This window comes from Bacillus sp. S10(2024) (genome assembly GCF_050473865.1).
In the GTDB taxonomy this organism is placed as follows: domain Bacteria; phylum Bacillota; class Bacilli; order Bacillales; family Bacillaceae_G; genus Bacillus_A.
This window is the reverse complement of the sequence record NZ_JBFLUR010000002.1, coordinates 2,715,587-2,736,975: the sequence shown is the minus strand read 5'-3', so window position 1 is coordinate 2,736,975 and position 21,389 is coordinate 2,715,587. Positions and strand designations below refer to the sequence as shown.

18 protein-coding genes, 1 pseudogene and 1 riboswitch are annotated in these 21,389 nt (G+C 37.7%); of the genes and pseudogenes, 10 read left to right on the top strand and 9 right to left on the bottom strand.

The window, feature by feature from the left end; translation table 11 throughout:
• Positions 1-241: 241 nt before the first annotated feature.
• Entirely contained in the window at positions 242-1,396 is a 1,155-nt protein-coding gene (locus AB1280_RS13955; RefSeq protein ID WP_429756195.1) for a cation:proton antiporter, read from the top strand.
• Between the two features lie 64 nt (positions 1,397-1,460).
• Here AB1280_RS13955 and AB1280_RS13950 read toward each other — a convergent pair whose 3' ends face one another.
• On the bottom strand, positions 1,461-2,612 hold the full coding sequence (locus AB1280_RS13950; RefSeq protein ID WP_429756194.1) for a DUF418 domain-containing protein: 1,152 nt from the start codon (positions 2,610-2,612) through the stop codon (positions 1,461-1,463).
• A gap of 355 nt (positions 2,613-2,967) precedes the next feature.
• Positions 2,968-3,891 carry a DMT family transporter gene (locus tag AB1280_RS13945; RefSeq protein ID WP_272190291.1) on the bottom strand — a complete coding sequence of 308 codons (924 nt, stop codon included), beginning with the start codon at positions 3,889-3,891 and terminating at the stop codon, positions 2,968-2,970.
• Between the two features lie 276 nt (positions 3,892-4,167).
• Between AB1280_RS13945 and AB1280_RS13940 the strand changes: the two genes are divergently transcribed.
• On the top strand, positions 4,168-4,623 hold the full coding sequence (locus AB1280_RS13940; RefSeq protein WP_272190292.1) for an Lrp/AsnC family transcriptional regulator: 456 nt from the start codon (positions 4,168-4,170) through the stop codon (positions 4,621-4,623).
• A gap of 36 nt (positions 4,624-4,659) precedes the next feature.
• On the opposite strand, the gene AB1280_RS13935 is transcribed toward AB1280_RS13940, so the two are convergent.
• Positions 4,660-6,393, bottom strand: coding sequence for an ABC transporter substrate-binding protein (locus AB1280_RS13935; protein ID WP_429756193.1), 1,734 nt, complete (start codon positions 6,391-6,393; stop codon positions 4,660-4,662).
• Between the two features lie 106 nt (positions 6,394-6,499).
• Between AB1280_RS13935 and AB1280_RS13930 the strand changes: the two genes are divergently transcribed.
• The 5 genes from AB1280_RS13930 to AB1280_RS13910 all read left to right on the top strand — a co-directional run bounded on the left by AB1280_RS13930 (position 6,500) and on the right by AB1280_RS13910 (position 10,467).
• A complete protein-coding gene (locus tag AB1280_RS13930; RefSeq protein ID WP_272190294.1) occupies positions 6,500-7,759 on the top strand; it encodes an MDR family MFS transporter in 1,260 nt (419 codons plus the stop codon).
• A 59-nt stretch (positions 7,760-7,818) separates the two neighbouring features.
• Positions 7,819-8,364, top strand: a complete 546-nt coding sequence (locus AB1280_RS13925) for an N-acetyltransferase family protein (RefSeq protein ID WP_429756192.1) — start codon at positions 7,819-7,821, stop codon at positions 8,362-8,364.
• Positions 8,365-8,469: 105 nt separating this feature from the next.
• The gene (locus AB1280_RS13920; RefSeq protein ID WP_429756191.1) at positions 8,470-9,015 is read left to right on the top strand and encodes a GNAT family N-acetyltransferase; all 546 of its coding nucleotides are present in this window, start codon (positions 8,470-8,472) and stop codon (positions 9,013-9,015) included.
• Between the two features lie 203 nt (positions 9,016-9,218).
• Positions 9,219-9,536 carry a PadR family transcriptional regulator gene (locus AB1280_RS13915; RefSeq protein ID WP_272190299.1) on the top strand — a complete coding sequence of 106 codons (318 nt, stop codon included), beginning with the start codon at positions 9,219-9,221 and terminating at the stop codon, positions 9,534-9,536.
• 160 nt (positions 9,537-9,696) lie between these two features.
• Entirely contained in the window at positions 9,697-10,467 is a 771-nt protein-coding gene (locus AB1280_RS13910) for an NADH dehydrogenase subunit (protein WP_429756190.1), read from the top strand.
• 41 nt (positions 10,468-10,508) lie between these two features.
• Here AB1280_RS13910 and AB1280_RS13905 read toward each other — a convergent pair whose 3' ends face one another.
• The gene (locus tag AB1280_RS13905) at positions 10,509-11,618 is read right to left on the bottom strand and encodes an ABC transporter permease (RefSeq protein ID WP_429756189.1); all 1,110 of its coding nucleotides are present in this window, start codon (positions 11,616-11,618) and stop codon (positions 10,509-10,511) included.
• A gap of 210 nt (positions 11,619-11,828) precedes the next feature.
• Positions 11,829-13,247 carry an amino acid permease gene (locus tag AB1280_RS13900; RefSeq protein WP_429756188.1) on the bottom strand — a complete coding sequence of 473 codons (1,419 nt, stop codon included), beginning with the start codon at positions 13,245-13,247 and terminating at the stop codon, positions 11,829-11,831.
• A 132-nt stretch (positions 13,248-13,379) separates the two neighbouring features.
• A riboswitch (Lysine riboswitch) is annotated at positions 13,380-13,559 on the bottom strand.
• A 220-nt stretch (positions 13,560-13,779) separates the two neighbouring features.
• On the opposite strand from AB1280_RS13900, the gene AB1280_RS13895 reads away from it, so the two are divergent.
• Positions 13,780-14,154, top strand: coding sequence for a hypothetical protein (locus tag AB1280_RS13895; protein WP_272190303.1), 375 nt, complete (start codon positions 13,780-13,782; stop codon positions 14,152-14,154).
• A gap of 58 nt (positions 14,155-14,212) precedes the next feature.
• Here AB1280_RS13895 and AB1280_RS13890 read toward each other — a convergent pair whose 3' ends face one another.
• The 4 genes and pseudogenes from AB1280_RS13890 to AB1280_RS13875 form a co-directional block, all read right to left on the bottom strand.
• Entirely contained in the window at positions 14,213-14,398 is a 186-nt protein-coding gene (locus tag AB1280_RS13890; protein WP_429757404.1) for a hypothetical protein, read from the bottom strand.
• A 287-nt stretch (positions 14,399-14,685) separates the two neighbouring features.
• Positions 14,686-14,871 (bottom strand): hypothetical protein, encoded by a 186-nt coding sequence (locus AB1280_RS13885; RefSeq protein ID WP_272190305.1) that lies wholly within the window; start codon positions 14,869-14,871, stop codon positions 14,686-14,688.
• Positions 14,872-15,136: 265 nt separating this feature from the next.
• Complete coding sequence (locus AB1280_RS13880; protein ID WP_272190306.1) at positions 15,137-16,576, bottom strand: NADP-dependent glyceraldehyde-3-phosphate dehydrogenase; 1,440 nt, start codon at positions 16,574-16,576, stop codon at positions 15,137-15,139.
• A gap of 264 nt (positions 16,577-16,840) precedes the next feature.
• Positions 16,841-17,125, bottom strand: a pseudogene (locus AB1280_RS13875) (HAD family hydrolase); the annotation flags it as partial.
• Between the two features lie 440 nt (positions 17,126-17,565).
• Here AB1280_RS13875 and AB1280_RS13870 point away from each other — a divergent pair.
• Together AB1280_RS13870 and AB1280_RS13865 are read left to right on the top strand one after the other, a co-directional pair.
• Positions 17,566-19,320 carry an ABC transporter ATP-binding protein gene (locus AB1280_RS13870; RefSeq protein ID WP_429756187.1) on the top strand — a complete coding sequence of 585 codons (1,755 nt, stop codon included), beginning with the start codon at positions 17,566-17,568 and terminating at the stop codon, positions 19,318-19,320.
• Positions 19,317-21,317 carry an ABC transporter ATP-binding protein gene (locus AB1280_RS13865; protein ID WP_429756186.1) on the top strand — a complete coding sequence of 667 codons (2,001 nt, stop codon included), beginning with the start codon at positions 19,317-19,319 and terminating at the stop codon, positions 21,315-21,317. The genes AB1280_RS13870 and AB1280_RS13865 overlap by 4 nt, the downstream gene beginning before the upstream one ends.
• Positions 21,318-21,389: the final 72 nt, after the last annotated feature.

Genomic DNA, 21,389 nt, shown 5'->3' with positions numbered 1-21,389 from the left:
TGTTGGTCTTACTCCCACTAAAACGGGATCAATACAACTGCGAGGTTTCGTAGCACCTGAAAAAACGAAATAGAGAGTTGAGATTGTATAGTATATACATACAATGGAGGGTGGTGCAGTTGCGCTTTTGGAATAAATATGTAATTTCACTTGTGAATTTATCATAATTCAGAATATTTTGTCAATAAAAATTGTAACAAATAAAACGACACAATTAAGCGAACACTACGGTAAAAAACGCATGCATGTTTACCTAGGAGAAGATATTATGTTATTTTATTTTGAACTTGTCGTCATTTTGCTTTGTACGAAACTGGCCGGTGATATTAGCGTACGGATCGGACAACCATCTGTATTAGGAAAGTTAATTATCGGTATTGTGATTGGCCCGGCGATGCTTGGCATTATCAATAGCTCTGAGCTGATTGATGAATTAAGTGAAATTGGGGTATTGCTTCTTATGTTTATGGCTGGACTTGAAACAGATTTAGAGGAATTAAACCGTAATCTTACATCATCCTTTGCTGTAGCAATAGGGGGGATTATCTTCCCGTTTGTTGGCGGATATATTGGAGGTCTTTTATTTGGGATGGTGCAGGCGCATGCCATTTTTTTAGGGCTACTTCTTTGCGCTACGTCTGTTAGTATTTCCGTGCAAACATTACGAGATCTTGGAAAAATGAATACGAGGGAAAGCACAACGATTTTAGGAGCAGCTGTATTTGATGACGTAATCGTTGTCATCTTACTAGCGTTTGTAATGAGTTTTCTTGGCACACAAGATGTGAATATAACGATCGTTATTGCGAAGAAAGTCATATTTTTTGTCACGATCTTTCTTATTAGCTGGAAAGGTGTTCCGTTTATTATGAAGGTGTTATCGCCGCTTCGTGTTTCAGAATCATTAATTAGCGCGGCGCTCATTATTTGTTTTTCCTTTGCTTATTACAGTGAAATGATGGGGATTGCCGGGATTATCGGAGCATTTGCTGCCGGAATTGCGATTTCGCAAACTACATATAAGCATGAAGTAGAACATAAAGTTGAACCGATTGCCTATGCCATTTTTGTTCCAATCTTTTTCGTAAGTATTGGGATGGAAATTACGTTTCACGGATTAGGGAACCAAATATGGTTTATTGTCATTATGACTGTTATTGCTATCTTCACAAAATTAATCGGCTCAGGACTTGGTGCTCGGTTAACAGGATTTGATTTGCGTTCCTCCATTAGCATTGGAGCAGGAATGGTATCAAGAGGAGAAGTAGCACTCATTATTGCTTCAAACGGATTGACTGCTAATTTATTGGCGAAAGAAAGTTTTACATCGATTGTCATCGTTGTTATTTTGACGACGATTATTACGCCGCCTTTGTTAAAGAAGTATTTTGTGTGAGAGCAGTAAAAAGTCCCCTGTATTTGCGTTGCGGGGGACAATTTCTAATTGTTTATCTTATTCCTTACATTCTCTGCTTGAACGGCATATATGAAAGCTTACGCCATAACCATTCGAGTGGACCTGTGCCTATTGTTTTTATGAACCAATGAGCGATAATCATCATTGCGATGCTGATACCGATCCAAGCTGTTAAAATGGCGTACACACTATGAACAGGAGCAAGGTTCAATCCCCAACTATAAAATAAAAGTGAGGCTAAGATGTTTTGAAACACGTAGCAGCTGAGTGCCGCTTTTCCGATTGTTTCAAAACGAGCAAGCAGCCATTTCCACCAGCCTTTTTCAAGTAGCCAACCAAGCAAGCCGATATAGCCAAGTGATAGTATTGGAGCGAACAAGTAGCGAACAGGTAAATTGAATAATTCACCTGGCACAAGGAGTAGCGTGTTTAACGGCAAACCGAGCCCGAGCCCCCATTTTAACAGCTTCTTTCGGATGCGTCTGCCTTCTTCGTTTGGTGACATGGCACCGCTACGGAAAAGACGAATGCCCCCAATATAGAGTGTAATGTTCATAAACAGGATGAAAATGGCTTCTGTGCGCAAAGTGGCAAAGTTATGTAAACGGTAAGCGATTTGTTCCTGGTAGCTTCCTTCTGTGTAGATATCTTTCACTTCACGAAATCCTTTAGCTATCTCGGTAACCAAATTTTCATCATGGAGGAGAGCAATCGAAAGAAGAGAAACAATGACTATCCCAATTACATGAATATAGGCAGAGACTTTCATCCAGCGGTTCATCACACTGTCTCGGCAGCGAATGATAAAAGCGACGATGATGCCAGTGAATGCATAGCTCATTAAAATGTCATATTCAAACACAAAAAGATAATGCAGTAATCCGTCTAAAAATAGAAGAGTCATTGTCCAAATATAAAATGGTAGCCAAGGTAATCCGTCTCGCTGTGCTTTTCGGTATTTGAGTTCTAGCCCCATACCGAACATAATGGTTAGTAGTCCGAGCAACTTTCCATTAATAAACACGGCTTGTAAGGCGGCAAAAAACGTCTCCAAACTGCCAACTCGTCCCCTAGCTGACATAAAGGAAAGAAAATCCCCTGGATTGGCAAACAGCCAAATATTCGTTCCAAGTGTGCCAATAATGGCAAATCCACGTAATACATCGAGCAAACGAATCCGCTTAGGTTGTTCCATAAACCCTCCTCATTTACGTCCGTGTGTGTGAATGTTTTGATAAGACGTATTTTATTGATATGTATGTGTACTGAAGTGAAAATAGTCATAGTGTGGAAGAGATAAAAAGCACGGACGATTTTATATGTGATAACTTATTTATTTTTTGGAAAATTATAATACCTAATAGGTATGTCCTGTATATTTTTGAAGTAAATATAAGGTGAGTTTTAAATAAGGGGTCTCAAAATGTGGTTATTTAGTAATGATTTTATAAAAGTAATTGTTTGTACAAATTTTTTGAGAGTTCATCCCAAAAAGAATGCTTCTATTTTTGGGATGAACCATTAGTCAGAAATACAAATCTGGATGCTTTTCACCCTGCGATTTCATGATTCTTTGCAAGATGCTTTGTATATTGTTGTTTAGGAGTTGCAGCGGATTTAAAATGCGAAAATAAGTAACAACCACTAATTACAATCACACTTCCGACGATTTGCATCCACGTCATTTGTTCTCCTAATAAGAGAAACGCTAAAATAGCAGTGAAAATCGGATTGAAATTCAAGAAGATACCAGCTGTAGTTGCCCCTAATTTTTGGACGCCGATATTCCAGAAAACCATACATAACACAGTTGAGATTACACCTGTGTATAGAATAGATCCTAAGAACGAAGCGTTTACATTTGAAATTGTGAAATCAGAGATATTAAAAGGGATCAGTATGATGAGACCAAAGATACCAGAATATAAAGTAGACATCATTGGTGTCGTCTTTTTTGTTGCCCATCTACTGCAAACGGAATAGATGCCCCATACGCATACGGCTGCCATCATCCACCAATCACCGATATTAAAATGTAAGGAAAACAGTGCATCTATTTTACCTTTTGAAAGAACGAGCGTAACGCCAAAAAAGGAAATAATCATCGATGTGATTTGCCATATATTCATTTTTTCCTTTAAAAATAGTGCCGAACAAGCAGCGATAGAAATCGTATTTAACGTAGAAATAAGTCCAACATTTGTAGCGGATGTATGCTCTAACGCCCAAAATTGAAAAATGTTAAAGAAAACAACGCCAGTAACCCCCATTAGAAATAAAGGGAGAATAGCCTCTTTCGGCGGGAATAGTTTCTTTTCCTTCAGCCAAACAACTGGGAAAAGACAAATGACGGCAATACCCCAGCGAAGAGTCGTAAGTGTCATCGGCGAAGCGTGCCCGACAAGAGATTTTCCCACGACAAAATTCCCGCCCCACAATAGGCTTGTGATGAGTAATAAAATAACATAAGGCATAATACGAGTTAGCTCCTTTTACAAGAAAGTTGGGTTTGCGCATTGCCCATTAATGTGGGATAAAAAAAGCCACTGTGCACGGTGGTGTAATACATATACTTTAAACTATGTAAATTGTAGCATTTTTCTTGTTTGTCATATATATTATTTTGTATAATTAGTAAAATTCGAAATAATATAAAGTGATTAATTTGTTTTACAGAATTTTATTCATTTTACGCGTGATTGTCATGTGTTTTCGTGAATAATCTTTTGTGATGAAAAGGGAGATTGGAAATGGAACAGTTAGATCATTTAGATGTCCAAATTTTAAATGTGTTGCAACAAGAAGGGCAGCTAAGTAACGCGGAGGTTGCACGCCGCGTTAATCTTTCGCCGCCAGCTACACATGCACGGGTGAAACGGTTAGAAAATGAAGGATTTATTAATCGGCAAGTAGCCATTTTAAATCAAGAGAAACTTGGCTTTGACTTACTATGCTTTATTTTTGTCAGCACAAATATTCATCAAGCGGAGAAGCTTGAAGTGTTGGAAAAGGCGATGCGCGAAATGCCAGAAGTATTGGAATGTCATTGTTTAACGGGGGAGTATGATTATATTTTAAAAGTAGTGCACCGCGATCGAAATGAACTGGAACGTTTTATTCGTAAACTAAATATGCTCGGCATTACGAGAATTCAAACGAGTTTGGCGCTGCGGGAGATTAAGTATTCTACTGTGTTACCTTTGTAGGGTGAAAAAGATGGCGGAGCTGTTTAGCTCCGCCAATTATATATGCGGACGAATCCACAGTTTTGCAAAGTCTGTCCATCCGAAAGAGTCGATGGTTACATTTTGCAAGGCAGACGGGAAACTTCTTCTTTTTAAGACATGGTAGTAAAAGACAAGAAGGTACTGGTCGCTAAGAAGTTTTTCGATTGTAGATATGAAGTCATATCGTTTTTCTTTACTTGGCTCTGCTATAAAACGGTCAAGCATGCCCTCGATTTGCTCATGATAATGCGGATGCCTGAAGCGATGAACGAAGCAGCTTTTATTTTTAAAGATATGTACAAAAGCCATTTCAAGATTAGCGTCGAGTACCTCTCCAGTTAAAATGATATCGGCTTGCTTAGCAATCTCTTCGTTAAAGTAATCAGTGACTAGAAAAGGATGAAGCTGTAGATGTATACCGAGTGGTTCACATCGTTTTTGTAACCAGATTGCATCGCGCTCGCTCCCTTTAAACGCAAAGAAATAGATGTGTATCGTCTCTCCGTTATACGTACTTTGTTGCAGGTATTCTTTCGCTTTCGATAAAGATGTTTCTTTATGCATTGTGCGGCTTTTATCGGGAAAGAAGCTATAAGCCGGCATGGTACGATTATCACCAAGGTCTTGAATTAACGATAGGGGATCCATTATTTCTGCCCATGCTTTTCGGAAAAAGATATCATGCTGCGGGCCATGTTTTTGAAAGTTAAATGCTGCGTATATACAGCCGATTTCTTCTGTTTCTACTTCCTTTTCTTCGTTACACCCCATATTTGGTAATTCGTAATTTGTTTGTATTTTTGACTGCTCTGGAACGAACCAAAATTCAATCTGATCAAGAAGTGCCCGCTCTTTAAAATAATCTGGAAATGCTTCTAAAATAACATTATCTTCCGTAAAGCTTTTTATTTTAAATGGGCCTGTGCCGCTATATTGATGAGTTTGAATCGTTACATCGTGCGGTAAAATGGACAGTTGCACAGAGCTTACGTAATGTAGAAAAAAGCGATTTGGTTTTCGTAAATGAAAGATAACTTGCAGAGGAGATGGGTTTTCTATTTTCGCAATTCCCTCTGTTAACCAGTCAAAAGGAGAGTGAACGGTCTGCAATCTTTCGAAGGAGAAGATCACATCTTTTCCTGATAATGTTGTTCCGTGATGAAAGCGAACACCTTTACGTAAGTAGAATGTCCACGTAAGTTGATCATCGCTTACTTCCCAAGTATGTGCCAAATGCGGCTCGATTTCGTCAGCTTTCTCGTTATATCTCACTAATGTATCAACGACTTGGCTAATCAAGTGACTTTCTGTTGTGACAGCAGCAAAAGCCGGATCAATGGGGAGTAATTTTCGGTTATATGGAATTTTGAGCACATCATACAGATCGCCTGAAGTTTTATATCCAAAATAAGTATTTAATCGTTCTTCTATTTTTTCACGGAGTAAGAAAGGAAGCGGTTCTTTCAATAATAAAAATACCTCTTTTAATTTCTCATTTTTTAAAAGCTCTTCAACATGCGGTAAAATCGCTTCTCCGAACGTTTGCAGAAAGTAAATTTCCGTTTTATTCCCGCGACCTCTCCCTGGTATCCAGTCAATTAGTTTTTCTTCACTCATTTTCTTCAGTAAAATCTTCACATTTTTTGTACTGCAAAATAAAATAGCGGCCAGTTCTTGGAGACTATTTTGAATGTGTTGTTTAGTTGGAAAGGAAAGTCTTAGCCGAATATAGTGGTCCATAATTTTCATGTTATACAGCTCCTTTTTCTAAAAGGGGAAACTCTTCTGAATATTTTAACCTTTTTCTTCCTCTTTTTCAAAGTAAAATGAAGAAACAAGAAGGAGGGGGAAACAGATGGGATTTTGGTCAATGCATCGCAACATTAAAATTAGAATTATTACATCCTTTTTAACTCGGACAGTAGGAACGATGATTTTTCCATTTATGGCGATTTACTTCGCCATAAAATTAGGAGCAGCACTAGCAGGGTTCCTATTGTTATTGAATGTAATTGCGTCACTCATTGTCGGTTTATATGGCGGCTATATTGCCGATACATTAGGACGGAAAAAAGTTATGATTATTGGACAGGTAATTCAAGTAATCTCTATTGCATGTATGGGAGTCGCGAACTCAGATTATATAGATTCACCTTGGCTTACATTTGTATTTTTACTAATCAATAGCATCGGTTCTGGCTTGATGAATCCAGCAACAGAAGCAATGTTAATTGATGTAAGTACACCGGAAAATCGAAAAATGATGTACAGCATTAATTACTGGGCAATCAATTTATCGATTGCGATCGGTGCGATTTTCGGAGGACTTCTCTTTGAACACTATCGTTTTCAATTATTTATATTGCTGACAGGCATTGCCTTATTAACGCTGTATTTAATTACAGTTTATATGGAAGAAGTATATGTCGTTCAAAAGAAAGTAGAAAAGCAAAACGTATTAACAGATATGGTAAACAATTACCGAGTTGTCATGAAAGATAAGGCGTTTATCATATTGTGCTTAGGAAGTATATGTGCATTATCATTAGAATTTCAAATTAATAATTACATCGGCGTTCGTCTGCAAAAGGAATTTGAAACGATAACATTTTCATTCTGGAACGGAAATAATTTTGATTTAACAGGGATTCGGATGCTCAGCTGGATATCCACTGAAAATACCGTATTAGTTGTGTTATTTTCAGCACTTATGGTGAAAATCATGAATCATTTTGATGACCGGAAAGTACTGTATGCAGGTTTATTTATCTATACAATTGGGTTTACGATATTTGGAGCTAGTAACAGTCTATGGATTTTATTACTGGCAGGTTTGTTCCAAACAATTGGAGAAATGATGTATGTGCCAGTAAGCCAATCGATTCGGGCAGATATGGCAAGGGACGATGCGAGAAGTTCTTATATGGCCATTACCAGCATGGTCTTTCAAATCGCAAAGATGGTTGGAACGCTCGGCATTATGATTGGTTCTGTTATTGCTTCTTGGGGAATGAGTATTTTATACTGCTTCATCGGAATAAGTAGTATTCTTTTATTTAAGAAAGCGGTAGATATGTATCACCTTCAAAGGGATAAAGTAGAGAAGATAGGGTAATGTGAAGGCTGCTTGTTTTGAGGACAAGTAGCTTTCTTAAAGAATAGGAGGTAATTGTAATGAAAATTAGTCCAAAAGAATTTTATAGTCGTAATACAAATTATATGATTAGGTCTGCAGTGGAAGAAGACGCAAAAAATTTGTCTGAAGTGCGATTACAAATAGATGGTGAAACAGAAAACTTAGATAGAGAGAAAGGCGAAGCGTACATAGACGAAGCGGGTTTTAAAAGGATCATTAAAGAAGATACAGACAGTGTTAGTAATCTATTTTTAGTAGCTGAAGTAAGTGGAAGAATTGTAGGTTTTTCAAGGTGTGAAGGGAACAACTTGAAAAGAACATCCCATAAAGTAGAATTTGGCGTGTGCGTATTACAGGAATATTGGGGATACGGTATTGGAAAGAACTTCTTAGAAGAATCCATTACTTGGGCAGACTCCCATGACATTAAGAAAATCACTTTGAATGTTCTTGAAACGAATGAGAAAGCGAAAAGTCTTTATGAAAGATATGGTTTTGAAGTGGAAGGGATATTGAAAAATGACAAAGTTTTATCGGATGGGAATTACTATAATACGATTTTGATGGGGAGGTGTAATGGATAAAAAACGATATAAAATTTAGGGAGAATAAGAGCGTCTGGCCGTGCATGGAAGCGGTCAGGGCCTTTTTCTACCACGTGCGAGGTTTAAAACAAAGGGAGTGGGAGAATGTTTCCTGTTTTAGAAACAGAAAGACTAATCTTAAGAGAAATAATAGAAGATGATGCACAAGGGATATTGAATTGCTTTTCAAATGAAGATGTATTACGTTACTACGGACAAAATCCACTAACAGATTTAGAACAGGTGAAACATATCATTAAGAATTTTTCAAATAACTACAAAGAAAAACGCGGGATAAAATGGGGAATTGAAAGAAAAGGGATAGAAGGAATGATTGGAACGATTGGATTTCATGACTGGTCTACCGAACATAAGAGAGCTGAAATCGCTTATGCATTTTTACCTGAATACTGGGGAAATGGGTATGCCACTGAAGCTGTTAAAAAGGTTACAACATATGGATTTCATGAGCTACATTTAACGCGGATTGGAGCAGTTGTTTTTACAGAGAATAAAGCATCTAATGTGTTATTAACAAAGTTAGGCTTTCAAGAAGAAGGCGTTCTTCGAAATTATATGTATCAAAATAATGTTGCGTATGATACGAATGTTTATTCCTTACTTCCAACTATCGAATTTACTCAAAACTAATTTTATCGGTGATTCGACATGAAGATAGTCGGATCATATTAAAAAGGAGCTGATTTCAGCTCCTTTTTAATTGAGGTATATCTTGCATTACAAGTTAATTTATGGTATTTTATGGTTGTAACACTTGCATTGCAAGTTATTAGTTTAATTATTTACCTTGTATTACAAGGTATTAAGGAATATGTACAAAAAGGAGAGAGACAATGGCTGATTCAACGCAAATGCTAAAGGGCATTTTGGAAGGCTGTATTCTAGCCATTATTCAAGAAGGAGAAATATACGGTTATGAATTAACAGAGAAATTACATAGCTATGGGTTCCATTCCTTTAGTGAAGGAACTATTTATCCTTTATTGTTACGTATGCAGAAAGAAGGTTTGCTAACAAGTGTGTTAAGGGAGTCAACTGCTGGCCCAAAACGAAAGTACTATCTTTTAACAGAATTAGGGGAGAAGGAATTGGATAGTTTTAAAGAGCGGTGGAACGATTTAAAATTATCTGTTGAAAACGTGATAAAGTGAAACTTCCATCGCTGGGGGGCATCCCCCACCGATGGTTAGTTGAACCAATCGGGCTTTTATGGACATTTATCTCCCACCTATCTTCTTCGCTTCTCTTTCAGTCTTGAGGTGGGAGTCTTACTGCCCGCAAATAGCGGGATAAATAAAGGGGGACAATAACATGTTATCTACGAAGTCGGAACAGTTCTTAATTGAACTGAGAATGTATTTATTGCAGCGGGGCAAGAAAGATGAGGATATCAATGAAATTGTCGACGAATTAGAAATTCACTTAACAGAAGCTGAAAAAAGAGGGCAGAGTGTAGATCATATTATTGGGGAAAGTCGTAAGCAGCACATGAAGAATATCGGGAAAGAATTGCCTGTAGATAAAGAAGGATTAATGAAACTCATTCCAGCAGCGATTTTGGTTATTATCGCTTATATGGCCTTTCCTCCAGCCATTAAGGGACAATTTAAAATTTCACAAAATATATTGTTATTTGGATCATTACCGTTATTTTTAACCCTTGCTGTATTCGCAATTACTTTATTGAAAGGTATTCCTAAAGTATATCCATCTACAAAAAAGTCGCTATTTCTAATGTTACTAGCTAATTGTATTACTATTGGTGGCTGGTTAGTATTCTATTTTTGGATGGATGGAAAAATGGATGCGAATTATTTTGTGGCAACGAGGGCACAAAACTATATAATTGCTGCCGTATGTATGCTACTTTTTGTTCTTTTTGCACTGTATACAAAATCTTGGATCACAATTTTTGCAGTATTTACACTATGTATTGGTCCAATCGCAGAGCGAATTATTCCAAGTGAAATAAATAAAGACCCGCGGTATATTACAGCAACTATTATTGTCTGTGTTGTCATAGGTGTGTTTTTAGCAATCTATTTCTATAGGAAAGCGAAAAATCATCAAGTTATTGAATAGGATCAATAGAAAGAATCCATTTTAACCAAAATGGATTCTTTCTATTTCAGTAAAATAACCCCAAAAAAGAAGACAAATTGTATAAAAGTCACTAAATATATAAACGTCATAAAAACCCGTTTTCGCTCCGTAACTGAAACTGGATACAATGCTACAATACTATTTCCCGAAAAATAATTCCAAAGGGCGCGGAGTTGTAAAAATGATATGTATAGGAAACATAACGCGGTGATTCCTTTTCCGATCAAGCTAGGAATGTAGTAAGAAATAAATCCTCCTACTAAAGTTAATCGTATATACATACCGAAGTAATCATTAGTACGTACAAAGGATAAACTATATAAATATAAAAAAGGAGATCGTTTTTTATATAGGATCCGTTCCATCCAAGTGGTGAGCCATTTTCTTTGTTTGACTTGCTGTTTGATTTGCGGTACATCTGTAAAGAAATGAACAAATTGATAAAAGCGCATGTCCATTTTTTCTTCTTTCTCTATGAAATATTCCCAATGGATGTGCCGCTTTTGTTTGTTCATCGTATATAAAAATAAGAGCGCTATGACAAGGAGTATACTTCCCACAATCATAATGGAAGTGAATTGAAACATTGTATATGTAATGGCTGCATTGCAGAATATCCGAATAAGCAACCAGTATGAAGCAATTTCTGTATTTAGATATGTCCAATGTATGTACATGTTCCACCACTTTATGAAAGCAAGGATGATAAAAGCTCCGCCTAAAAAAGCAGGTGTTGTATGTAATGATTGTCCGGCAAGCGGTGTAATGATGAGTACCGCACATAATAAGGGAAAGAGTTGAATGAGATAACTATATAAAAGAGAACGCTTAAAGTAATAAGTTAGTTTTTCTTCTATCGGCAATAGATATAGCATATCCGGCTTTTGTAAAAATGTTCGAATGGGGCAGCGAGTGAGTATCACCGTAAGTAAAATCGTCACAATGGTTAAGGCAACAGACTCAGATGGAAAGGAACGAAGAAATTTTGCATAATAATAGCTGCCCACACAAAGAACTAGTAGTGAGCTATAGATAAGTCCGCTTGCAATGCGGGCAAAGTACATCACAATTTTTTGCAGATGTTTCTGGAAGCGGCTTGTCCAAAGTGTTTCGATTGTCAATGAAATCACCTCCTTCCTTCATTATAAACTTAAGAGTGCTCCTCGTACTACACCTGTTAATGCAGAATATAGTTCTATTTGAAACAAAAAATGACCTGCACTTTGAAATCCCGTATTTTCACACCGCGCGTGGCAAAAAGGCCCCTGACCGCTACCACACATGGCCAGATCCTTTCGCCTACAATAAGTTTTACGTAAATAAAAAAAGCAAGCTACCTTTTAGGCAACTTGCTCGTTTTGTTTCGCTTTCTTCTCATCGCGTTTCATTAATGGATAGAATGCAAATCCGACGACAAATAATCCAATACCAAGCAGGAATGTTTTCGTATCAGAAGATCCAGTTTTAATAACCCATAGTGCATAAATGAGTGCAATCGCCGCAATGATTCCATCGATGATACGAGAACCTTTTTGATTTTCGTATGTTTCACCTGTCATCACGAGTTTCAGCTGGAAGATTGGTGAAACGAGATATGGAATTAAGTAGGCTAGTGTTGAAACGGTAATCACAAATGTATACGCCTCGGCAATTGTCCCGGATAGTGTTGAGAATAGGAACACTTGCGACATAATATTTGTTATACGAAGCGAATGAATCGGACTTCCTTTTTTATTTGTTTTTGCAAAGAAAGAGGGGAAGAACCCTTCTTTTGCTGCTTGATACGGTACTTCTGAGCTTAATAAAACCCAGCCAAGAATAGAACCAAATAAAGAAGTAAGTGCAAGCAGCGCCATTAATTTTCCGCCGCCATGTCCCATTGCTGCAGATAAGGCATCTGCTAATGGTCGTTCAGATGCTTGAAGCTTATCGATATGAAGAACGCCCATTGTTAAGATTGTAATTCCTAAGTAAATTCCAACAGTTAACAATAAACCAGCAACAGTTGCGTGTTTTACTGTTTTTGGTGAAACAGCACGGTTTGATAATAAGACAGCTGACTCGATGCCGATAAAGGCCCAAAGTGTTGTTAAGGCAGCTAAGTTTACTTGTGATAATAGTCCGTGTGAAATGCCTTCTTTATCAATAATCGGTGTATACCATTGTCCAAGTTTAGATGCTTGGAAGGCGAATAAAGTAACAACGATGAAAAGCAGGAATCCTGTTACTTTCGTTGTTGTTGCTAGGAAGTTTAGTTTCCCTGCACCGCTTATACCGTTCGTTAAAATCATGTGTGTTCCCCATAGTAACAGGGTACAAATAGAGAACGTAATTAGTTTTCCGACTGCAATGTCGAACGTTCCGACTGAAAATAATACACGTGTATCTTTCATAATTGGGAAAAAGAGTGATAAATAACCAGCAAATGATGTAATGATAGCTACGTTACTTGCCCAGTTTGCAACCCAGTAGCCCCATACGATGCTAAAACCTGCCATTTTCTTCGTTTTTTGTTTAGAAAACAGTGCATAAGCATGACTTTGCGGCCCTGTTGTTAAATCAGGACGACGAATTGCTAAATTACCGAAAACAAGTGCTAGCATTAACACGCCAAACCCTGTTGTTAACCAAGCTAAAGTAACACCAAGAGGGCTAGCTGTTTGTGCTAATGTACTCGGAACCATGAAAATACCAGCTCCGACCATATTTCCAACTACAAATGCAGTGAGTACCCAAAAGCCCCATTTTTTTTGTTGCATAGAAATTACCTCCAAAATTAGTATAACCAAGTCAAGCGAGGAGATATGTATGTGTTTGAAGTTCCAAACAAAACAAAAAAGCGCGTATATGTTCACGCGCTTCTCAATCTTATTAAGAAACCCACGGACATATCTCTCGATAGCTCTCCACAAGCAAACAGCTTGTGACAGTCCTGCACTTATTCAATGCAGACCCAGCAAAAAAGCATTGTGGACACTTCTTGCTTCGGCAATTATTCCTTTTTGATTTGTTCAGCGATGCCACACATCTCCCAAATCATACTATTAATAATTGCAACCTCTACCTCACCGAGATACGAATGAGGATTTATATATAAAGTTAACATAACCAAGGGTAACAAATGGATTTTTATTCGTCAATGCAAATCGATATAATCGGATGATTATGAGAATAGAGTATGTTTGAAATAATGAAACAACTTTCGGATTTGTATCATATAATATGTATATAAAAAGAGGCGAAAGTGCATCTTTTATTATGAAGAGCACTTTATTTGAGAGGGATAATCGGATGGAGAGCTGGTTTAAGAGAAACTGCTTTATATGCGGAAAGGGAATGGATACGCGTGAAAAACCGGATCCAATAGAGGAGTTGAAAAAACAAAATGAAGAGCTCGCAGCTTCTTTAGAACAATGCATGAAGTTACTTTATAACATACAACGGAATATAAGTAAAAAAGCAGAAAAGGGTGCATTGCCTTCTCATTTTTCGTTAGGAGATAAGATAGAAGTATTTGAAGGAGAAACAAGTATAGAAGGCATCTTTATTGAGTGTACAAATGAATGGTTATATTGGATTAACGTAGATTATGACTTAACCATTAGTCATATAAACAGTGTAAAACGTATTATAAAAAAAGAGTCTATTCAAAAAGGATTTCTCTAACTCCTTTTGATATAGACCCAGTGTTTTACTGTGAGAGGGTTAAACACTTTAGAAATTATTAGGAAACTTTGCGAATGCTAATTGTATCTAAGCTTGTAACGTTGATATTTGCGTGACTATCAACCCAAACTAAGAAGTTATTGTTCTCTATGCGGATGAAAACACCTCTGCCGTCAATTTCACGACCTGCTGAAAATACGCGAATTTTGTCGCCTTCTACTAAACCATTTAATGTGATTGCCAATAAGACCGCCTCCTCTCTATCAGAAGTTAATATATATATATGAAAAAGGTAGAGAATGTGTGCGAGGATAATGCAGTACTAGCAACTATTTTTATAGAGTTACATTAAATTCCATAATGTATTTTCTTACGAATATTGTTTACTTCCGTTAACCTTAACAGAGTTATCAGTTATATAAACAGTGTAAAATGTATAATAAAAAGAGCCTATTCAAAAAGGATTTCTCTAACTCCTTTTGATATAGACTCAGTGTCTTTTATGAAAGAATAAAACAATTTTATAGGTAATTAGGAAACTTTACGAATACTAATTGTATTTAAGCTTGTAATATTGATATTTGCATGATTATCAACCCAAATTAAGAAGTTGTTGTTGTCTATGCGAAGGAAAACACCTTCACCGTCGATTTCACGACCTGCTGAAAACACACGGATTTTGTCGCCTTCTCTTAAGCCATTTAATGTGATTGCCATAAGACCGCCTCCTCTCTATCAGAAGTTAATATATATATATGAAAGTGATAGAGAGTGTGTGCGGGGGAAATATAGTTCCGTTAACTATTTTTAAAAAAATATAAAGGGAAGTAGAAACTATTTCCTACTTCCCTTTATAAGTAAATTTCTTTTGATTTTTCAACCTATAAGTCAAACGAATATCTTTTTGTTTTAAACCTCGCCCGTGGCAGAAAAAGGCCCTGACAGGGGTTCACGCCCATCTAAAAAGAGGTTTTTGATGTCGTTACATCAAATTCAATACTGTTACTTTCTCGCGCGTCATCGATTCAAGGCTTCTACGAATACCTTGTGCGCCCATACCAGAACCTTTTACACCGATGAATGGGAAGTGATCTGGGCCGCGTTCCGTGCGGCCGTTAATTTGCACAGAGCCTGCTTCGATTTTGTTTGCAATGTGAAATGCTTTGTTAATATCTTTTGTAAATACACTTGCTTGTAAACCAAAATCAGACTTGTTGGCAATTTCAATTGCTTGTTCGTCAGAAGTAACGCGAATGACTGGGAGAATCGGACCAAATGGCTCTTCCCAAGCGACTTTCATATCTTCTGTGACGTGATCAAGAAGTGTTGGGTAGATTAAGTTACGCTCACGTTTGTTGCCGATGATAACAGTTGCACCTTTTTGAATTGCATCGTCTACTAAGCTTTGAACGAAATCCGCAGATTTGTCATCGATTAGTGGGACGATCGTGCTGTCTTGTTCCGGAGAACCAACAGATAGCTTTGTAATTTCTTCTTGTAATAAGCGAACGAGTTCATCTGCTACATGTTCATGTACAAGGACGCGTTTAATCGCTGTGCATCGTTGGCCAGAGTAAGAGAATGCCCCACTAATGATATGTTTGGCAGCTTCTTGTAGGTCTGCGTCTTCGCGTACAATACCAGGGTCTTTTCCGCCAAGTTCAAGGACAAGTGGAATCATAGCTGCTTTTTTCGCTAAATGTGTACCTGTATGTGTACCACCTGTGAACGATACCATATCGATGCCAGAATGCTCTACTAAATAATCACCAATGACAGAACCGCGGCCTGTTACTACGTTAACAAGTCCTTTTGGAAGGCCTGCTTTATGCAAGGCTTCAATCATTTTAATACCGCTAATTGCACCTTGTGTAGCTGGCTTAAAGATAACAGCGTTTCCTGTAATAAGAGCCGGTGCAAGCTTAGCAGCTGCTAAGTTGACAGGGTAGTTAAATGGTGAGATTGCAAGAACGATGCCAAGTGGAGCGCGCTGAATAATCGCAAGTTTAGATTTAGCGCCACCAGGGAAGCTATCGCCCATCATACTTTCACCATGCATATGCATAGCCTCATCTACTGTGTAACGAATGAAATCAGCTGTACGAACAACTTCTTTTTGGGCATCTTTATACCCTTTGCCGACTTCTTTCATGATGATGTCAGCAATTTCATCTTGCATATTCACGAGCTCATCAGCCCATTTATATAAGTACTGTGCACGATCTTGAAGAGATGCTTCGGCCCAGTCTTTTTGCGCTTCTTTCGCCAATTGAATCGCTTCATCTACCTCTGTGCGAGTAATGGCTTGTACTTGTCCGATTACTTCATGAAGATATGGAGATGAAATATCGATTGTTTGCCCTGACGAGCTTTCTTTCCATTCTCCGTTTATATAAAACTTATACGTCTTGCTAGTTTGCATAGTAAGTCCTCCTAAAAATTAGTGACTTGTAAGAGTGAGTATATGGTGATTGTAGGGGGTTTGAAAAAAAATTTCAAATGAAATGTTTGTGAATCTATTTTTGGCACGGTTTTTGCACTCGCTTTCTTTGTTGTAAAATAAGGCTATATTAAAGAATTATGTTGATAGTAACAAATACAGGGAAAAGACCAAGATTTGGTCCTTTTCCTGTATTTGTTACTAATCGACCACTCGTTTTGCTAACGAAATATCAGTATTAAAAAATTATGAGTAGTCCTGTAAATGATAATCAGCTAAATCACTTTGACTTTGAAAAATGCACGTTAAAATTCCCAATTCTTTTGCGAGTAATAAATCTAATTCTCTATCCCAAATAACGAAATCGATTCTGTGTTTTGTGTGTAAATGAAGATATGCTGATGGATTGGGTTTACGAGGAAAACCATTGTCAATAGTTATCATATCAACAAAGTATTTATCCCACCCGTATTATGTTAAGGTGGCTAACCCCCCGTCCCTATGCTTATGGGTCATAATTACATTTTTATTTAACAAAGCCTAAAATAAAAAAACAATTGACAGAAAAGTCTTTAAAGTTATAAAATTAAAAATGGAAAATAAAAGAAGAAGGAGGTGCGCGTGATGATTGTAATCGTATATATGACTGGCTTACATGTTTTACACAATAAATATCATCACGCAACCTCTACGGACAAATAACGCTTCTTGTTAGCCTGAAAAGAAAGCGTACGTTGCGTGTGCCGTAACGTACGCTTTTATGCGTTTTTCGCATATCGTCAAAGCGACGGTATGCCTTTTTTTGTCTCTTTTTTTAGATTGTTCCTATACATTTGTATAGTTTCAATAAGTAATTTTAGGAAGGTAGGAATGACGATGGAAAAGTATGAGGTGCGTATGGTAAAAACGGAGACGCTAGATAGCGGATAACGAGTCTATGTTTATACAACAACGAGAAGGGAGAGGTTATATTGTTTTCTGTATTACAAAAATTAACATGGTTTTTTAAAATGCATTGGAAAAGGTATAGCATTGCGATTGTTTGTTTACTTTTTGTCAATGTCATTGAGGTGATCCCGCCAAAATTAATTGGATTAGCAATTGATGATATAAAAGCTGGGGATTTAACAAACGCGGGAATTATGGAGTATGTAGGGATGTTGCTCATGGCAGCAGCTGCAGGTTATGTACTTTCTTATGTGTGGCAATATCAGTTATTTGGCGGTGCATTTGTGCTTGAAAAAACGATGCGTACGAAATTTATGGGACATTTGCTGAAGATGACGCCAACTTTCTATCAGAAAAACCGTACAGGTGATTTAATGGCGAGGGCAACGAATGATTTAAAAGCAATTGCCATGACAGCTGGATTTGGTATTTTAACACTCGTTGATTCGAGTTTATATATGCTGACAATTGTGCTGATGATGGGCATTTCAATTAGTTGGAAGTTAACACTTGCAGCACTATTACCGTTGCCGATTATGGCGTATGCAGTGAGTACTTATGGAAAGAAGCTACATGATCGCTTTACAGTTGCTCAAGATACATTTGGCGATATGAATGATAAAGTGCTGGAGTCAATTGCCGGTGTACGTGTGATTCGTGCTTATGTACAGGAAAGAGAAGATGAGAAGCGCTTCAATACGTTAGCGACAGATGTGTATGAAAAGAATATGAAGGTCGCAAAAATTGATTCGCTTTTTCAACCGACAGTGAAAATGCTTGTGGGGATGAGTTATTTAATCGGCCTTGTGTACGGGGCGTTTTTAGTATTTCAAAATGAGGTAACGCTTGGGGAACTTGTATCGTTTAATGTGTACCTTGGCATGATGATTTGGCCGATGTTTGCGATTGGGGAGCTGATTAATGTCATGCAGCGCGGGAATGCATCGCTTGATCGTGTAAATGAAACGTTAGCATATAAGCAAGATGTACAAAACGTAAAGAAACCTGTACGTGTACATCAGCCAGACTGTATTGATTTTGAAGATGTATCTTTTTCTTACCCGACATCTTCTACGTTCAATTTAAAAAACGTTTCGTTTTCGCTTAGCAGAGGAGAAACGCTTGGGATTGTTGGAAGAACAGGAAGCGGAAAAACAACGCTTGTTCGGCAGCTTCTGCGTCAGTATCCACTTGGGACAGGGGAAATTGCAGTGTCAGGTATACCGATGCAAAATATTCATATCGATCAAGTATTAAGCTGGGTTGGATATGTTCCGCAAGAACACATTCTATTTTCCAAAACAGCGCGGGAAAATATTTTATTTGGGAACGAAGAAGCAAGTGAAGAGGAGCTGCAAAAGGCCATTGAAATTGCTGCTTTTACGAAAGACTTGGAATTTTTGCCAGATGGACTTGAAACGCTTGTTGGAGAAAAAGGTGTATCGCTATCTGGCGGGCAAAAACAGCGTATTTCCATTGCACGTGCAGTCATTCAAAATCCAGAAATTTTAATTTTAGACGATTCGTTATCAGCAGTTGATGCAAGAACGGAAGCCGCAATTATTGAAAATATTAGGAAAGAACGAAGCGGAAAAACGACGATTATTACAACGCATCGTTTATCCGCAACGCAGCATGCGGATTGGATTCTCGTGATGGATAATGGGAAAATTGTTGAAGAAGGAACGCATAATATGCTGATTCAAAAGGGCGGTTGGTATACAGAACAGTTTGAAAGACAACAAGGGGAAATCGTAGAAGGCGAGGTGAAAATATGAGTGTTGGAAAACGATTATTTCAATATGCGATGAAAGTAAAAGCAACGATTGGCATTGCTTTAGCGATGTTATTTATTTTCGTTATTGCGGAATTAGCTGGGCCGTTTGTGGCGAAAACGATGATTGATGAACATATTGTTGGCATTGAAAGGCCTTGGTATGAAACAGTAGAAGGAGATGATGCTGTTTTTTATCACAACACTTGGTATAAGCGAAGTGATCGGTTTGAAGCAGGTGAGCAGAAAGGGAAAGAAGTGCGCATTGTTCAAATTGGCCGCGACTATTATTTTATTCCGAATAAATTTTCACTTGAAGGAACGCGCTCTGTAAAAGGAGACATGGTGACGATTCAACAAGGGAAAGCGGCGCAAGTATATAAAGGAACTAAGCTTACAGGGAAGGAAGTTTTCTCGTTTTATCAACCAGAAATAAAACGATTATTGTTACTCGGAGGTGGATATTTAGCTCTTTTACTTGTTGTATCCCTCTTTGCATATGGAAAACAATTTTATTTACAAAAAGCAGCGAATAAAATTATTCAAATTATGCGAGAAGACGTGTTTTCTCACATTCAAACATTACCGATTCGCTACTTTGATCATTTGCCCGCCGGGAAAATTGTTTCTCGTGTGACGAATGATACGGAGGCGATTCGCGAGCTATATGTAACGGTATTATCGACATTCTTTTCTAGCTTTATTTATATTATTGGTATTTTTGTTGCCTTGTTCTTATTGGATGCAAAGCTTGCGCTTATGTGTTTAATCTTAATTCCGATTTTATGTGTGTGGGCAATTTTTTATCGAAAATATGCATCTGTATACAATCATAAAATGCGCTCACGCTTGTCGGACATTAATGGAAAAGTGAATGAATCCATTCAAGGGATGCCGATCATTCAAGCGTTTCGTCAAGAACGTGCGACAAAGCAAGAGTTTGAACAATTAAACGAAGAGTATTATATGTACCAAAATAAAATTTTAAGTTTAAATGCAGCAACGTCTCATAACTTAGTTGGCGTACTCCGCAACATTGCATTTACTGGTGTGATTTGGTACTTTGGCGGCGCATCATTAAGTGCAGCAGGAGTGATTTCGTTAGGTGTGTTATACGCGTTCGTTGATTATTTAACGCGATTATTCTCACCAATTACAAATATGGTGAATCAGTTAGCGAACTTAGAGCAAGCGCGCGTTGCTGCTGAGCGTGTGTTTGAATTGTTAGATGAAAAGGGAGAAGCAGTGCAGGAAGAGCACATTCCGCAAATGCAAGGAAATGTTCGTTTTGATAATGTTTCGTTTTCTTATAACGGGAAAGATGAAGTGCTGCAGAATATTTCCTTTGATGCGAAGAAAGGGGAAACAATTGCGTTAGTCGGCCATACTGGATCAGGAAAAAGCTCGATTATGAATATACTCTTTCAGTTTTATGAATTTCAAAAAGGCAGCATCAAAATTGATGGATACGATATAAAAGACATTCCAAAACAAGCGCTTCGCGAACATATGGGAATTGTTCTGCAAGATCCATTTCTATTTACAGGAACAGTTGCTTCTAATGTAAGTTTAGAGCAAGAACGTATTTCGAAAGAAACGATTGTGAAAGCGCTGCGTGACGTTGGAGCAGAACGTTTTGCGGGTAACATTGAGGAGGAAATAACGGAAAAAGGAAGTACGCTTTCAACAGGTGAAAGGCAGCTTATTTCTTTCGCTCGGGCACTTGCCTTTGATCCATCCATTTTAATTTTAGATGAAGCAACATCTAGCATCGATACGGAAACAGAGGCAGTAATTCAACAGGCGCTCGAAGTCTTGAAAAAAGGGCGAACGACATTTATTATTGCCCACCGTTTATCAACGATAAAAAGTGCTGACCAAATTATCGTACTAGATCGTGGAACGATTCTTGAAAAAGGTTCGCATGAAGAGTTGATGGAAAAGCAAGGACGCTACTATGAAATGTATAATACGCAAATGGCAAATAGTCAAAGTGCGTAATGTTCACGGAATGTTCAGATACTTTTAAAGTAATGTTTACAAGTAGGACGTATTTCCCCTTTGTCTATATGG